At 32.9% G+C, this 15517-nt stretch carries 15 protein-coding genes; 12 read left to right on the top strand and 3 right to left on the bottom strand.

The window, feature by feature from the left end:
• Window positions 1-208 precede the first annotated feature (208 nt).
• The gene (locus ABDW27_RS20560; protein ID WP_343697603.1) at window positions 209-1327 is read left to right on the top strand and encodes a DUF4236 domain-containing protein; all 1119 of its coding nucleotides are present in this window, start codon (window positions 209-211) and stop codon (window positions 1325-1327) included.
• A 213-nt stretch (window positions 1328-1540) separates the two neighbouring features.
• On the opposite strand, the gene ABDW27_RS20555 is transcribed toward ABDW27_RS20560, so the two are convergent.
• Window positions 1541-2167, bottom strand: coding sequence for an NUDIX domain-containing protein (locus ABDW27_RS20555; RefSeq protein ID WP_343697602.1), 627 nt, complete (start codon window positions 2165-2167; stop codon window positions 1541-1543).
• Between the two features lie 7 nt (window positions 2168-2174).
• Here ABDW27_RS20555 and pyrE point away from each other — a divergent pair, with 7 nt between their 5' ends.
• Complete coding sequence (gene pyrE, locus ABDW27_RS20550; RefSeq protein WP_343697601.1) at window positions 2175-2819, top strand: orotate phosphoribosyltransferase; 645 nt, start codon at window positions 2175-2177, stop codon at window positions 2817-2819.
• A gap of 181 nt (window positions 2820-3000) precedes the next feature.
• Entirely contained in the window at window positions 3001-3393 is a 393-nt protein-coding gene (locus ABDW27_RS20545; RefSeq protein ID WP_343697600.1) for an SRPBCC family protein, read from the top strand.
• A gap of 182 nt (window positions 3394-3575) precedes the next feature.
• Here the strand turns inward: ABDW27_RS20545 and ABDW27_RS20540 are convergent, their stop codons facing one another.
• Window positions 3576-4304 carry a biotin--[acetyl-CoA-carboxylase] ligase gene (locus ABDW27_RS20540; protein WP_343697599.1) on the bottom strand — a complete coding sequence of 243 codons (729 nt, stop codon included), beginning with the start codon at window positions 4302-4304 and terminating at the stop codon, window positions 3576-3578.
• A gap of 92 nt (window positions 4305-4396) precedes the next feature.
• Between ABDW27_RS20540 and rsfS the strand changes: the two genes are divergently transcribed.
• From rsfS to ABDW27_RS20505, 7 genes are all read left to right on the top strand, one after another.
• Complete coding sequence (gene rsfS / locus ABDW27_RS20535; RefSeq protein WP_012024667.1) at window positions 4397-4768, top strand: ribosome silencing factor; 372 nt, start codon at window positions 4397-4399, stop codon at window positions 4766-4768.
• A 16-nt stretch (window positions 4769-4784) separates the two neighbouring features.
• Window positions 4785-6710 (top strand): ATP-dependent zinc metalloprotease FtsH, encoded by a 1926-nt coding sequence (gene ftsH, locus ABDW27_RS20530; RefSeq protein WP_343697598.1) that lies wholly within the window; start codon window positions 4785-4787, stop codon window positions 6708-6710.
• Between the two features lie 117 nt (window positions 6711-6827).
• Complete coding sequence (locus ABDW27_RS20525; protein WP_343697597.1) at window positions 6828-7433, top strand: lactate utilization protein B/C; 606 nt, start codon at window positions 6828-6830, stop codon at window positions 7431-7433.
• Between the two features lies 1 nt (window position 7434).
• Window positions 7435-8325: a phosphatidate cytidylyltransferase gene (locus tag ABDW27_RS20520; protein ID WP_343697596.1), complete on the top strand. Its 891-nt coding sequence runs from the start codon at window positions 7435-7437 to the stop codon at window positions 8323-8325.
• Window positions 8315-8968: a phosphatidylserine decarboxylase family protein gene (locus ABDW27_RS20515; protein ID WP_343697595.1), complete on the top strand. Its 654-nt coding sequence runs from the start codon at window positions 8315-8317 to the stop codon at window positions 8966-8968. The genes ABDW27_RS20520 and ABDW27_RS20515 overlap by 11 nt, the downstream gene beginning before the upstream one ends.
• Entirely contained in the window at window positions 8969-9238 is a 270-nt protein-coding gene (locus tag ABDW27_RS20510; RefSeq protein ID WP_343697594.1) for an acyl-CoA-binding protein, read from the top strand.
• A gap of 8 nt (window positions 9239-9246) precedes the next feature.
• Window positions 9247-10029 (top strand): superoxide dismutase, encoded by a 783-nt coding sequence (locus ABDW27_RS20505; protein WP_343697593.1) that lies wholly within the window; start codon window positions 9247-9249, stop codon window positions 10027-10029.
• Between the two features lie 53 nt (window positions 10030-10082).
• Here ABDW27_RS20505 and ABDW27_RS20500 read toward each other — a convergent pair whose 3' ends face one another.
• Complete coding sequence (locus tag ABDW27_RS20500) at window positions 10083-11954, bottom strand: alpha-amylase family glycosyl hydrolase (protein WP_343697592.1); 1872 nt, start codon at window positions 11952-11954, stop codon at window positions 10083-10085.
• 341 nt (window positions 11955-12295) lie between these two features.
• On the opposite strand from ABDW27_RS20500, the gene ABDW27_RS20495 reads away from it, so the two are divergent.
• Window positions 12296-13981, top strand: coding sequence for an OstA-like protein (locus tag ABDW27_RS20495; protein WP_343697591.1), 1686 nt, complete (start codon window positions 12296-12298; stop codon window positions 13979-13981).
• Between the two features lie 234 nt (window positions 13982-14215).
• The gene (locus ABDW27_RS20490) at window positions 14216-15409 is read left to right on the top strand and encodes an aspartate aminotransferase family protein (protein ID WP_343697590.1); all 1194 of its coding nucleotides are present in this window, start codon (window positions 14216-14218) and stop codon (window positions 15407-15409) included.
• The last annotated feature ends 108 nt before the right edge of the window (window positions 15410-15517 follow it).

Here is a 15517-nt window from a genome sequence, read left to right as displayed (position 1 = left end):
TCTAGCACTACGTAAACATTCCTTCTCTGATCTTTTTTATATATTATTTAATTTATACTCCGAAGTATAATATTATGCTGTTTTGATGCTTTACAAATCTTAGGAATTGATTCTTAAAATTTAAGCATTAATCAATTATGGTTTTCCGTAATTTTCAAACTTTACATGTTTTTATTTTTGAATATTCATTAATTTAAAAATAAAAAATATGGCTTGGAGTTTTCGTAAACGCATTAAAGTTATACCTGGAGTTCATTTAAATTTAAGTAAAAATGGTATCAGTACTTCCATAGGAGTTAAAGGAGCTAGTATAACATTTGGAAAATCAGGAAATTATTTAAACACAAGTATTCCTGTTTTAGGGATTAATAGCCGTCATAAAATATCTGGTTCAGAAAATAATTTAAAGCCGGAAATGTATGAAACTATTGAACTTTCTGACAACATTTTTAGTTCTGATATTCAAGAAATCACAAGTCAGAATATGCAAGGAATCAAGGAAGCTATTGTTATGGCTAATCAACAAAAAAAAGACCTAAACAAAGATCTCTCAAAAATTCAAACATCATTAAGTTCTTCAAAATTAAAACTTGGCTTGAGCTATTTTTTAGTTTATGGCTTAGTCAAAAAAGATATTCCTGAAAGAATAAGAATAGACATTACAACAAAAAAAGAAGCTATAAAACAAACAAAAGAACAAATAGAGAATAGTTTTGTTAAGCTTGATATAGAATTTGATCAAGAAATCATGGAACAATACAAAATCCTTGTAGAAGCATTTAAAAAACTTATAACTTCACAGAAAATTTGGGATGTTACAAGTGCATATTATCAAGATAGAGTTGCTGCAAGATCTTCTGCGAGTACTTTAGTAAAAAAAAGAGAGGTAAGGTTTTCATTAAGATCACTTCCAGACATAAAATCTGATTTTAATGCTTTATATTTTCAGAATGCAAATGGTGCAGATTTATATTTTTATCCAAGTTTTATAATTATGTATTCAAACAACAAAGATTTTGCATTAATTGGAATTGATGAAATAATTTTTAATCAAAGCTATGTACGGTTTACAGAGACAGGCTTTATTCCTAAAGATTCCAAAGTAATTGATCGTACATGGGCAAAAGTAAATAAAAAGGGTACTCCTGATAAAAGATTTAAAGGTAACTATCAAATTCCTGTGGTTCGTTATGGAGAAATTAAGCTAAGAACAAATACCGGATTAAATGAGGAATACGAATTTAGTAATTATGAACTTACTGAAGAGTTTGGTAAAGCCTTCAGAGATTATCAATTAACAATAAAATCTTTAAAACATCTTAATTAATGTTCGCCCGCTACAATAAAAAGATAAAATTAAACTCTCAAAAAAAAGCCTAATAAAACAATTTTATTAGGCTTTTCAAATTTTAAAAAATAAAAAAACTATTTATTTTTTATGTTTGATATAGATATTAAACTTTCTTTTTTTAATAAACTTTCGTAAAGATTTTATTTTTTACAATTATATAAAAGATATAGATTAGAATTCCAAAACTTGTTAATTCTTAGAATTTGTAATCTTAAATACTGGGTTTTTCTCTTCCTGAAACAGCAACTTAATATTCTCATAAGAGTTTTTAAGCGCTTCTTTAATTTGTTCTTTGTTCAGCCAGGCCACTTTTTCAATTCCTTCTTCGATTTGACCGTGCGGAGTTCCTTCAAAATCAGACTGCATTTCGAACCAATGCGTGATTTTAAGTTTGTATTTTCCGTTACGTTTAAAGATATGATAGGTCTTTTGAAGTTTGTTTATAACGCGTAGTTTGTTTACGCCAGTTTCTTCTTCAACCTCGCGCATTGCTGTTGCTTCAATGTCTTCTCCCTTCTCGATTCCGCCTTTTGGCAAATCCCATTTTCCGTTTCTAAAAATAAACAGAACCTCACCTTTCTTATTATACACAAAGCCTCCGCCCGCTTTATTTACGGGAATTTTAGCTTTAAGTGTTTTCATTATCTCACTTTCGTCAGGATGATATAAAATGGCTTTTTGAATTTTATTTTGAAAAATTTTTATAATAAGCTGTTCGATATCAATACTTTCCAACAAGAACAATTGAAAATCTGTTTCTCTCGAGATTTCATTTGTCAAAAAAAGTGGTTTGTCGTTTACAAAAACTTTATACATTTGTACTATGATTTTTAATAAAGATACTGCCGAAAAAACAGCCGAATTGCTTTTGCAAATAAATGCAATTAAATTGAATCCAGAAAATCCTTTTACATGGGCTTCTGGATGGAAATCTCCTATTTATTGCGATAATAGGTTAATTCTTTCATTTCCAAGCATCCGAAACTACGTTCGCGATGAATTTGCGAAAAACATTGAAAAACAATTTGGAAAACCTGATGTTATTGCTGGTGTTGCTACTGGAGCCATTGGAGTTGGAATTCTTGTTGCCGAAAGTCTTGGACTTCCGTTTGTATACGTGCGTCCGGAACCTAAAAAGCACGGAAGACAAAACCAGGTTGAAGGTTTTTTACAAAAAGGACAAAATGTTGTGGTTGTTGAAGATTTAATCAGTACCGGAAAAAGCAGCTTGATGGCTGTTGAAGCTTTAAGAAATGAAGGTGCTAATATTAAAGGAATGGCTGCTGTGTTTACTTATGGTTTTAGCGTTGCCATAGAAAACTTTAAAGAAGCAAATGTTGATTTGTTTACTTTGAGTAACTACGAAAACCTATTAGATTTAGCTGTTCAAAAACAATACATTACAGAAGACCAGCAATCAACCCTGCAAGAATGGAGCGTTAGCCCATCAACCTGGGGGCAGGAGTAGATTTTAGATTTTAGATTTTAGATTTTCTAAAAATCGCTTCGCTCTTTTTGGAATTTGGAATTTAATTATTGGAATTTATTTAAAATCCAGCTTTGCGAACTTTGCACAATTATACACAAAGCTTAGAAAGAAAACCTTGCGCACTTTGCGTTAAATAAAAAAAATAAAAACAAAATAATATATGAACTTAGAAAGTCCAAAAGTTACTGTTCAGAAATCAGCTCAGGATTTATTCGATCAACTGACTGATGTTAAGAATTTTGAAAAACTAATGCCGGATAACATTGCTAAATTTGAAGTAACTGGTGAAGATGCTTTTATTTTTGGATTGAAAGGTATGCCGGAAATCAAATTAAAAATGAAAGATAAAGTGGCTCCAAACAAAATTGTTTTAGGCGCTGCAAGTGATAAACTTCCGTTTACTTTAACTTCAAACATAGACAGCATTTCAGATTCAGAAAGTGCAGTTCAATTATTCTTCGAAGGCGAATTCAATGCCATGATGGCAATGATGGTTAAAGGTCCGATCAGTAAGTTTATTGAAACTTTAGCAAACAATATGCACAAGCTTTAATAATGGTAAATTATTAATTGTGAATTATAAATGAAAGCCTGATTTAACGATCGGGCTTTTTTTTGCTGCAGATTAAACGCACTTTATTGATTTTTTTCTCACGCAGATCTGGCAGATTAAGCGCATTATTTTTCAGAAAACAAAAACAACTTAGAGTCTCAGCATCTCAGAATCTTAGCAGCTTAGTAAAGCATCTGAATCTCTTTTATCTCAAATTCTGAAACCGAGTCATCTTCTAATAAAACCTGAAGTTTTCCAACTGACGAAACGCCCTGAATGATTCCCATAAAGTTTTTATCATCAAGGTTTTTAAATGGCGTAGGAATACCTTTTCGAAACAATGAATTAAAGTAATCTTTCCAAAAAATGGCAGAAGATGATTTCCATAATTCGATTTTTTCTTTCATTTTTTCAGTAATAGAAATTACTAAAGCTTCCTTATCAAAAGATTTTCCGGCAATAACCGCCAGAGAAGACCCGCGTGGCAGTTCTTCAAAATTAGTTTGGTTAACATTTAAACCAATTCCAACGACTGACACGATTCTGCCATCGCTTTTTAGTGTGTTTTCGATGAGTATGCCACCAATTTTCTTATTGTATGACATTATGTCGTTTGGCCATTTTATGCATAAATCAGGGATATTTAAAGTTTTTAAAACTTCTAAAACCGACAAAGAAACTACAATGCTGAGGTTAAAAACCTGTTCGTTATCAAACAGAAAATCCTTTACCAAAACACTCATAATTAAGTTTTTACCTTTCTCAGACTGCCACTTCGCTCCCATTTGCCCTTTGCCTTTTGTCTGATTTTCAGCCGTTACCACCGTAAAATTCTCCTGTTCATCCTGACCAGATAATGATTTAAGGAAATCATTTGTAGAATCTATGGCATCGAGTTTGATTAGTTTCATTAAATAATTTAAATATCTTAATTTAATATTTTGTTAAGGTTCAAAAATAATCACAAAATTTGGTAACTTTACAAATTCATATAAAATAATTCATGGCGAAAAAGACTATTAATAATGATGTTCTACTGGCGAACATAATCAAAGGGATTGAAGAAGTAAAAGGAAATGATATCGATATTCTTGACTTAAGAGATATAGATACAGCAGTTTGTGACTATTTTGTTATCTGCAACGGAAGTTCTAATACCCAAGTTAACGCCATCGTAAACTCAATTCAAAAAACAGTATCTAAAGACTTAAAAGACAAACCTTGGCACGTAGAAGGAACCGATAATGCAGAATGGGTTCTTATGGATTATGTGCATATTGTGGTACATGTTTTCCAAAAACACATTCGCGAATATTACAATATCGAGAGCCTTTGGGGTGACGCCAAAATAACTACAATCGAAAACAAATACTAAAGAAAAATTTTTCTAAATGGCTAAAGATAATAATCCAAATCCGAGTAAATTTAAAATAAGTCCCTGGTTAATCTATACCGCAATACTTTTGGTTTTTTTATTTATAAGTTTTGCAACCGGTGGATCAAACTTAAGCGAACCTGCTCAATTAACTTCTTCTAAATTCAACACATTATTAGAAAAAGGACAAATTGAAAAAGTTATCGTTTATAATAAAGCCGAAGCTGAAGTATACTTAACTACTGCAGCATTAAAAGATCCGGCTAACGAAAAAGTTTCTAAAGATATTTTTAAAAACCCTAACAAAGGACCACATTATACTTTAGAAATTGGTAACGACCAGATTTTTCAAACTAAACTTGAAAAAGCAGTAAGCGAAGGCAAACTGAAAGACTTCAATTTCATCCAAAAAAACAATTGGAGCGACATCCTAATCAGCTTACTTCCTATTATCATCATTATTGGTGTATGGATTTTCATTATGCGTAAAATGTCAGGCGGCGCTGGTGGCGGAGGCGGACAAATTTTCAATATTGGAAAATCAAAAGCGAAACTTTTTGATGAAAAAACAGATATCAAAACTACATTTAAAGATGTAGCAGGTTTAGAAGGTGCAAAAGAAGAAATTCAGGAAATTGTAGAATTCCTTAAAAACCCTGAAAAATACACTAATCTTGGAGGTAAAATTCCAAAAGGAGCTTTACTTGTAGGACCTCCGGGAACTGGTAAAACATTATTAGCAAAAGCTGTTGCCGGTGAAGCACAAGTGCCATTCTTCTCTCTTTCAGGTTCTGATTTCGTAGAGATGTTCGTGGGAGTTGGAGCATCACGTGTACGTGACTTATTCAAACAAGCTAAAGAAAAATCTCCTGCAATTATTTTCATCGACGAGATCGACGCTGTTGGTAGAGCAAGAGGAAAAAGCAATATGTCTGGCGGAAACGACGAAAGAGAAAATACTTTAAACCAGTTATTGACTGAAATGGACGGTTTTGGTACAAACTCTAACGTAATTGTTTTAGCTGCAACTAACAGAGCTGACGTTCTTGACAAAGCTTTAATGCGTGCCGGACGTTTTGACAGACAAATTTTTGTTGACTTACCAGACATTCGCGAAAGAGCCGAAATCTTCAAAGTACACTTAGCTCCTATTAAAAAAGTTGAAGGTCTTGATTTAGATTTCTTAGCAAAACAAACTCCGGGATTCTCTGGTGCTGATATTGCAAATGTTTGTAATGAGGCTGCTCTTATTGCTGCTCGTAATAACAAAGCTGCTGTTGACAGACAAGATTTCCTTGACGCAGTTGACAGAATTATTGGTGGTCTTGAAAAGAAAAACAAAATTATAACTCCAGAAGAGAAAAGAGCTATTGCAATTCACGAAGCGGGTCACGCTACTGTAAGCTGGATGCTTGAACATGCTGCGCCGCTTATTAAAGTAACAATTGTTCCTCGCGGACAAAGTTTAGGAGCTGCATGGTACTTACCAGAAGAAAGACAAATCGTAAGAACAGATCAAATGTTAGACGAAATGTGTGCTACTATGGGAGGAAGAGCGGCTGAAAAAGTAACTTTTGACAGAATTTCGACTGGTGCATTAAGCGATTTAGAAAAAGTAACTCGTCAGGCTCGTGCTATGGTTACGATTTATGGATTAAATGATAAAATTGGAAACGTTACTTATTATGATTCATCAGGACAAAGCGAATACAATTTCTCAAAACCATATTCTGATGAAACTGCAAAAATTATTGACGCTGAAATTTCAGAATTAATTGAAGGTCAATACCAAAGAGCAATTCAAATTCTTGAAGAAAACAAAGACAAGCTAAATCAGCTTGCTGATATACTGATTGAAAAAGAAGTAATCTTTAAAGATGACTTAGAAGCTATTTTCGGAAAACGTACTTTTGATAAAAATTTAGAAGAAGTGGTTTCGTAAAAGCATTCAATAAATATGTAATATTTTTTAAAATCTTAATTCAAAATACCCTTTTGAATTAAGATTTTTTTATCTTTGAACGTTTTCAATTAACATGTAAAGTATTTCATATAAAAAATGAATTTTTTCAAAAAAATATTTGGTTCCGGTGAGTCCTCTTCTGACGAAGAACACGAAAGTGAATACGCAGGAACAGCACCCGCAAACAGTCATTTATCATTAGATGAGCAATTCATTTTTAATTTTAAGAAAAATGGCGGTAAGTTTTTGTATTGCGAAAACAAAGCTGAAGTTGCTGAACAATTTGAAAATATTTTAGAAGAAAACGATTGGTTTGAAAAGGAAGTTTTATGTTATGAACCTGCTCTTTTTCATTTATTAGAAGAAAACAAACTATTTTATATTGCTCCTTCTAATCCAAAATTTTTATTAGCAAGCTGCGAAAACTTAATTGCAGAAGAAGGTTCTATTTTGTTTTCATCAAAACAAATTAGACAAAACAAACCAAACGATTTACCGGCAAATATTGTAATTCTTGCCACAACAAGTCAAATTCTCCCAATGAAAAGCGATGGTTTAAGTGCCATAAAACGCAAATACGAAAGAGATTATCCGACTAATATTACCACAATAAAATATTTCGAAAAAGCAAAAGAAGAAGATTTTACTCAATACGGAAGTGTTGCAAAGAACCTGTACTTATTGCTGCTAGAAGATCTTTAAGATGAACGAAACGCTTAAAAGAACCATTTCTGGTGCTGTTTATATTGCTCTGCTCCTTACTTCAATCCTGTTTTCTACTGAAAGCTTTATCATTCTTTTTGGTATTTTTTTAATTATTACCATTTATGAATTTTCTAATATTGTTAACCTAAATAAAACATTCTCGATTTTATTTGGAACTTTACTTTATACAGTAACAATACTTATTAGTCATTACAATATAGAAACTACGGCTTATTTAAATAATACTTTAAATTTAAATGTAAGTTTAGAAACCAATATAAAACAATTAGATCTTGTGCTTTTGGCCATAACTCTTGTTGTATCGATTAAGTGTATCATCTTTTTGTTTTATGACACTGTTCAAAAAATAAGCACATCCTCAAAATATTTATATCTGTTAGGATACATTACATTGCCTTTTATTTTTATCGTAAAGATTTCCTTTGGAACAAATGATTATAATCCAAAGATCATAATAGGCTTATTTGTATTAATCTGGACAAATGACACTTTTGCTTATTTGGTAGGGAAATCAATGGGAAAACATAAATTATTTGAACGTGTTTCTCCTAAAAAAACCATTGAAGGCTTTTTAGGCGGAATGGTTTTCGCAGCTTTTGCAGGTTTTTTAATTTCAAAATTGTACATACAGCCAAATCCGGCTTTTAGCAATAAATCTATTCTTATATGGACTATTATTGCTTTAATCGTAAGCATTTTTGGAACAATCGGTGATTTAATCGAATCAAAATTTAAAAGAATTGCAGGTGTTAAAGACAGCGGTTCGATTATGCCGGGACACGGAGGTATCTTAGATCGACTAGATAGTGTTATATTTGTAGCACCAATTATATTTTTATTTTATCAAATTTTATATTATGTTTCATAAAGAAGGAGGCCCGTCTATTTTATTAGGTACCGTTTTTGCGGTAGCAGTACTTTTAATTGCTGATAAATTCATTGATATTTCTTGGCTAAGAATACTGGTGCAGATTTTCGGCGTAGTAATTTTGATTATAATTTTACAATTTTTCAGAAACCCAAAAAGAATTGCTGTCAGAGACATCAATCACATTCTTGCTCCGGTTGATGGAAAAGTGGTAGTAATTGAAGAAGTTTACGAAGGTGAATATTTTAAAGACAAACGTTTACAGGTTTCTATTTTTATGTCGCCAATCAATGTTCACGTTACGCGTTATGCGATGGACGGAATTATAAAATTCAGTAAATATCATCCTGGAAAATTTTTGGTTGCATGGCACCCAAAAGCGAGTGAGGAAAACGAAAGAACTACAGTAGTAATCGAAAATGATACTTTTGGAGCAATTCTTTACAGACAAATCGCTGGTGCTTTGGCAAGAAGAATTGTAAATTATGCTCAGGAAGGAATGCAGGTTGTTCAGGGAACTGATGCCGGTTTTATTAAATTTGGATCGAGAGTAGATTTATTTTTACCTTTAGGTACACCTATTAATGTAGAGTTAAACCAAAAAGCAATTGGAGGAAAAACTATTATTGCTACAAAAGCGTAAATGGCAGAAAAAGATTTAGATACACGCTTCAACGAGGCTGTGGAAACTGCAATGAAAATGACTCAGGCCTCACTGCCGCAAGATGTGCAGCTAAGACTTTATGCATTTTATAAACAGGCCACTTTTGGCACTGCTGTATATAATCAGTCTGAGAATTTTGATTTGCGTAATGCTTTTAAAACAAATGCCTGGATGCAGATTAGCCATTTATCAACTGATGAAGCCAAAGAGAATTATATTGAAATCATTAATTCGCTAACATCAAAATAAATTTTATTATGAAGAATAACATTGTTCGCTTTAGCATTTTAGCTTCATTTTTACTCTTATTTTCTTGTAATGATAACAATAAGCTTACTGAAGTAGTAGAAGTTCCGCTGCCTACCAAAGAAGAAAAAATAACAATAGGATCTCCAAATGATGTAAAAGCAGACCCGGGTTCGTTTGAACTTACTAAACTGCCTTTTGCATACGACGGATTAAGTCCGGCTCTACGTTCTTTAACTTTAGAAACGCATTATTCTAAACATTATTTATCGTATACAAATAATTTTAATAAAGAGATTGTTTCTACTGAATTTGAAAATATGCCGATTGAGGATATTCTGAAAAAGATGGATTTAAATAATGCTAAGCTTCGTCAGAATGCCGGCGGATATTACAATCATACGCTTTATTTTAATGTTTTAACTCCAAAGGAACAGACTCCAAAAGATACACTTGCGGGCTCTATTAATAAAGAATTTGGATCATTTAACAATCTTACTAATCAGTTTAAAGGTCAGGCTGAAAAGCAATTTGGTTCTGGCTGGGTTTGGCTGGTTGTTGACCGATACGGAAAACTTCAAATTACAACAACTGAAGATCAGGATAATCCGTTAATGAAAAATGCTTTGATTCCCGGAACTCCAATTTTAGGTATTGATTTATGGGAACATGCTTATTATCTGGATTATCAAAACAGAAAAGGAAGTTATATTGACGCTTTTTATCAACATGTAAACTGGGAAAAAGTAAATGAATATTACGTCGAGGCTCTCAAAAAAGTCAAGAAGGTATAAACAAAAAAGCTGATACAAATTGTATCAGCTTTTTTGTTGTTTTTAAGATTTATTTATTTCACTTCATAAATAAACGACTCAGAAGGTTTAATTTTTACTCTCGCAGTTCCTTCTCCATTTTTTACCGTAAAATAGGTTTTGTTTTCTAAGTATAATTGATCTAAAAGCACATAATTTCCGTCTTTTAAATTCCATTTTGAAATAACATCAGCAGGAACTTTTAATTCAAAATCACTTGTTTTTTCAGATGAAAAATTAGCCACAATAATCAACTTTTGTTTTTCTGACCAACGAACGTACGAATAGATTAATTCATCATAACCTGTATTATTTTGACGATTTACAGACTGAATCTCCTGAAAACTCCCCATTAAGGCAGGGCTTTTTATCGAGAAGTTTAATAATCGTTTGTAAAAATCACGCAAAGCTTTTTCTGAATCTGATAATTGTCCGCCGTCAAATTTGCCTTCGTTCATCCATTTTTGATGATTTGGAACACCAATATAATCGAAAATAGAAGTTCTTGAATGAGTTCCAAAACCTGCATTTTCATTTCCGGCCTCTCCTACTTCCTGTCCAAAATAAACCATAGTTGGCGCTGTACTCAAAGTTGTTGAAACGACCATTAAAGGTTTTCCTCTTTCCGGCGTTCCTGCAAATTCCGGTGAAGCTAAACGTTGTTCATCATGATTATCTAAAAAATGAAGCATATGATGTTCAATATCAGCCATTCCTTTTTGAATATCAGATAATCCGTCTGGAGAAGATTTTCCTCGAATAATATCTTTCAGTTTATCATACGTTTCAACTTTATCATACAAATAATCCATTTTTCCTAAACGGATATAGTTTCGATATTCATTAGGATTATAAACTTCTGCCAATAAAAAGGCATCTGGATTTTTCATTTTTATTGCCGAATTCATATAACTCCAAAATTCGTACGGAACCATTTCGGCCATATCGTAACGGAAACCATCAACCCCTTTTGCAGTCCAGTAAAGCGCAATAGATTTAAACTTTTTCCAGGAATCAGGAACATCTTTATCCTGCCAAAAATCAAAATGTTCTTTATATGACTTTTGGTCAAATCCAGCAGGAAGTTCAGGAAAATCTTTTGAACTATCGGGACGAACACCATAGTTTACTTTTACAGTTTCGTACCAATCATTTTGATCCGGTTTTACTTTACGAGATCCATTTCCTGTCCATTTTGCTGGGTTTTCATCAAATTTTCCATCAATAAGCGGATTTTTTTCTCCATTTAACGGAACATCTCCATCTGGAATTTCAAAATGCTGCTGCGGGATATAATAGAAATTATTATCGCGTTTGTATTCAACCGTTACATCATCATCGGCACCAAAATCTCTTACGCCTTCAGGATTGTTTTTTCCTTCGTATTTGCGGGCAATATGATTAGGCACAATATCAATAATCAACTTTAAACCTGCTATATGAGTGCGGACAATCAAATCTTCAAATTCCTGTAATCGGTTTGCCGGATTTACAGCCAGATCCGGATTTACATTATAATAATCTTTTACCGCGTATGGAGATCCAGCTCGGCCTTTTACAACTTCAGGATCATCATTTGAGATTCCGTAAGCTGTATAATCGCGTACCAATGCATGATGAGGCACACCAGTGTACCAAATATAGTTTACTCCCAAATCTTTTATTTCATGAAGTGCTTTATCTGTAAAATCATTAAACTTCCCTACTCCGTTTTCTTCAATTGTTCCCCAAGGTTTGTTGGTTTTGTTTTTATTTCCAAACAATCTGGTAAAAACCTGATAAACAACAATTTTATGATCTTTCGAATTTTCTTCTTTTACTTCACTCATTTTTAAATCTTTTGTTTTACAGCCAGAAAACAACATTGCTCCGGCTAATCCCACAGCAATAAATTTACTTTTTATCATATTTTTGAATCTAAATCTTATCTATTTATTGGAGTTAAAAAACCAAATCCAATTCCTAAATTTAATCTATTTTTTAAAACCCAAAAGCAACGGGCTTTAATTTGTCTTTTTGCAACAGCGAAATCGTTAACTACAACGAAAGAGTTCCGGGTTTTGTTGATAAATTGATGAGGTACAAAGTGGCATAGTGACAAAGGTGCAAAGCTTTTAAAATAATCTAAAAAAACTTTGAACCTCTGCTCCTCTGAACCTTTGCTCCTTAAAAAATAAACACATAAATTAATGCTAATAACAATCTAAGGTTCTATCCTTTTTTATAAATTTGACAAAAATTTAATCACTTGAAGAAATTACTCTTTTTTATATCTTGTCTGCTTTTATTAAGTGTTCAAATCATTTCTGCGCAAGCACCTAAAAAAAATGCACAGGCACCAAAAAAAATCAACATAGAACATTCTGACTACCTTGATGTTGATCAGGAAACTGCACCAGACGCTGTTTTGCTTACAGGAAATGTAAAAGTAAATCACGACGGAGTAGTTCTTACGTGCAATAAAGCGTATTATTTTCAAAAAGAGAACTACTTAAAAGCTTTTGGAAACGTGCAATTAGTACAAGGTGATACGTTGTTCCTAAACAGTAAATATGCTGAATACAACGGGAATATGAAAAAAGCTTTTGCAACCGGAAATGCTGTTATGACTTCACCAGATGCAACTTTGCAGACGGACACTATTAACTTTGACCGAAATACTCAGGAGGTTTTTTACAATACTAAAGGAACTATCATTAACAAAGACAACACTTTGGTAAGTAAATCCGGTAAATATTTTGTTACTGAGAAAAAGTTTCAGTTTTTGACAGAGGTTACGATTACGAATCCAAAATACGTTATTAAATCAAATCATTTAGATTATTATAGTAATTCAGGGCATACTTATTTACTTGGTCCGTCGACAATTACAAGTAAAGCCAATTATATTTATACCGAAAGAGGTTTTTATGATACCAAGAAAAACCTCGCTCACTTTTTACGGAAATCGTATATAAAATACGACGACCGACTCATTGAAGGTGATAGTTTGTTTTATAACAGAAACACCGAATTTGCTTCGGCAACACGAAATGTAAAAATCACCGATTCTATTAATAAAGGGCTTGTAAAAGGTCATTATGCCGAAATTTACAAACTTAAAGATTCAATGTTTGTAACGAAACGTGCAGTTGCTATTAACTTAGTTGAAAACGATTCGGTTTACATTCACGGGCAGAAATTAATGGTTACCGGAAAAGAAGGCGAACGTATTTTAAGAGCTTTTAAAAATGTTCGTTTTTATAAAACGGATATGAGCGGAAAATGTGATTCTATTCATTCAAATTCAAAAACGGCTCTTACAAAACTAATTGGAAATCCTATTTTGTGGAACGGAGACAGTCAGATTACCGGTGAGGTAATGCACTTAATTGGAGATAATAAAACCCGAAAATTAGATTCGCTAAAAGTTATTAATAATACTTTTTTAATATCCAAAGACACTCTCGGAACCGGATATAATCAGGTCAAGGGACTCAATTTATTTGGTAAATTTAAAGACGGAAAACTTCATGATGTAGATGTCATCAAAAATACCGAAGTTGTCTATTTTATGCGGAATGATGCCAACGAATTAATCGGAATTAATAAAAATGTAAGCAGTAAAATCAACCTTATTCTTGAGAATAATGCAGTAGAAACTATTACATTTTTTAATCGTGTCGACGGAGATATTTTCCCCGAAGAAGATTTGCCGGAAAATGCCCGAAAACTGCGTGGTTTCGTCTGGCGCGGCGATGAAAGAATAAAATCAAAAGATGATATTTTTTCTGCCGAAGAAAATGAAATGAATGACAAATTAATCAAAGAAGGAAAAGAACAGGAAGAAAAAGATAAAAATGTTCCGCTAAAAGTCAGGAAAGAGACTTTGAATTACGACAAGAAAAAACCAGCTGTGAAAGCAGATACTTCGGCTGCAAAAACTAAGAAATAGTTTTCAGTCGCAGTTTTCAGAAACCAGAAACTTAAAAACACATTTTAATTTTCAGTTTGAGCTTTGAAATCTTTGCATTAACAATGCAACCTTAATTTTAACCTTACAAACTTTGCGTAAATCTTTGCGATCTTTGCGTTAAAATTAGTCGCGCTTTTTAAGCACAGTTTTCAGAGCCAGGAGCAAAAACCTCAGAACATTAGTACCTTTGTCACTTTGAACCTTTAAAAAGAAATGAACCCAGATTTTATAAAATATCAGGCACAAACTTCTCCTTATCCTTTAGGAATGGAAGTTTCGCACGCCATTGGCTCTTATATTTACGATACAAACGATAAAAAATATTTAGATTTTGTTGCCGGAGTTTCGGCTTGTACGCTTGGGCATCAGCATCCTAGAGTAAATCAGGCAATAAAAGATCAGTTAGACAAATATTCGCACGTAATGGTTTATGGAGAATATTCGCAAAGTCCGGCTGTACAATACTGCAAATTAATGGCTTCTTTCCTGCCAGAATCTCTAAACAAAACGTATTTAGTAAATTCAGGAACAGAAGCTATTGAAGGAGCTTTAAAATTAGCTAAACGTACAACAGGACGCAGTCAGCTAATTTCATGTCATAACGCCTATCACGGAAACACAATGGGATCTATGAGTGTTATGGGATTTGAAGAACGAAAACAAGCATTTAGACCACTCCTTCCTGACGTAGATTTTATTACCTTTAACAACGAAGAAGATTTACAAAAAATAACAACCAGAACTGCAGCTATTCTTTTAGAAACTATTCAGGGCGGTGCCGGATTTATTCAGCCGGAAAACAATTTTCTGCAAAAAGTCCGCAAGCGCTGTGATGAGGTTGGAGCATTGATGATTGTGGATGAGATTCAGCCAGGTTTTGGAAGAACAGGAAAGCTTTTTGGTTTTCAAAACTATGATGTCGTTCCGGATATTGTAGTTATGGGAAAAGGTATGGGAGGCGGAATGCCAGTTGGCGCTTTTACAGCTTCTGCAGAAAAAATGGATCTTTTGACCGAAAATCCAAAACTGGGACATATAACCACTTTTGGAGGACATCCTGTCATTGCGTCAGCCTGTTTAGCTACTTTGCAGGAATTAACTGAAACAAACTTAATGCAGGAAGCCTTAGAAAAGGAAAAACTCTTTAGATCACTTTTGGTACATCCTTTGATAAAAGAAGTTAGAGGAAAAGGTTTAATGCTGGCAGCAATGACCGAATCGGCAGATATTACCAATGAGGTGATTTTAAATTGTCAGGATAAAGGTTTAATATTGTTCTGGCTTTTGTTTGAAGGATGCGCCATCCGGATAACGCCGCCATTAACCATTTCTGAAGAAGAAATAAAGGAAGGCTGTGCCATAATTTTGGAAGTTATGGATGAAATACTGAAAAGAAAAAAAGCTTAATTTTAACTCATTTAATCTTTTAAAAATCAAAAGATTAAACTTAAAAGCAGAATCAAAATTCTGTTATTATTGTTAATTAAATTGTTCAAAACAATTAATTTGCCTTCC

Origin of the sequence: Flavobacterium sp. (assembly GCF_039595935.1) — a bacterium.
GTDB lineage: Bacteria > Bacteroidota > Bacteroidia > Flavobacteriales > Flavobacteriaceae > Flavobacterium.
The sequence above is the reverse complement of the archived record's forward strand: the minus strand, read 5'-3'. Positions and strand labels throughout refer to the sequence as shown.

Bases quoted from the DNA above. Each gene is read 5' to 3' on its own strand.
- ABDW27_RS20560 (WP_343697603.1), top strand. From the start codon at position 209: ATGGCTTGGAGTTTTCGTAAACGCATTAAAGTTATACCTGGAGTTCAT.
- ABDW27_RS20555 (WP_343697602.1), bottom strand. From the start codon at position 2,167: ATGTATAAAGTTTTTGTAAACGACAAACCACTTTTTTTGACAAATGAA.
- pyrE (WP_343697601.1), top strand. From the start codon at position 2,175: ATGATTTTTAATAAAGATACTGCCGAAAAAACAGCCGAATTGCTTTTG.
- ABDW27_RS20545 (WP_343697600.1), top strand. From the start codon at position 3,001: ATGAACTTAGAAAGTCCAAAAGTTACTGTTCAGAAATCAGCTCAGGAT.
- ABDW27_RS20540 (WP_343697599.1), bottom strand. From the start codon at position 4,304: ATGAAACTAATCAAACTCGATGCCATAGATTCTACAAATGATTTCCTT.
- rsfS (WP_012024667.1), top strand. From the start codon at position 4,397: ATGGCGAAAAAGACTATTAATAATGATGTTCTACTGGCGAACATAATC.
- ftsH (WP_343697598.1), top strand. From the start codon at position 4,785: ATGGCTAAAGATAATAATCCAAATCCGAGTAAATTTAAAATAAGTCCC.
- ABDW27_RS20525 (WP_343697597.1), top strand. From the start codon at position 6,828: ATGAATTTTTTCAAAAAAATATTTGGTTCCGGTGAGTCCTCTTCTGAC.
- ABDW27_RS20520 (WP_343697596.1), top strand. From the start codon at position 7,435: ATGAACGAAACGCTTAAAAGAACCATTTCTGGTGCTGTTTATATTGCT.
- ABDW27_RS20515 (WP_343697595.1), top strand. From the start codon at position 8,315: ATGTTTCATAAAGAAGGAGGCCCGTCTATTTTATTAGGTACCGTTTTT.
- ABDW27_RS20510 (WP_343697594.1), top strand. From the start codon at position 8,969: ATGGCAGAAAAAGATTTAGATACACGCTTCAACGAGGCTGTGGAAACT.
- ABDW27_RS20505 (WP_343697593.1), top strand. From the start codon at position 9,247: ATGAAGAATAACATTGTTCGCTTTAGCATTTTAGCTTCATTTTTACTC.
- ABDW27_RS20500 (WP_343697592.1), bottom strand. From the start codon at position 11,954: ATGATAAAAAGTAAATTTATTGCTGTGGGATTAGCCGGAGCAATGTTG.
- ABDW27_RS20490 (WP_343697590.1), top strand. From the start codon at position 14,216: ATGAACCCAGATTTTATAAAATATCAGGCACAAACTTCTCCTTATCCT.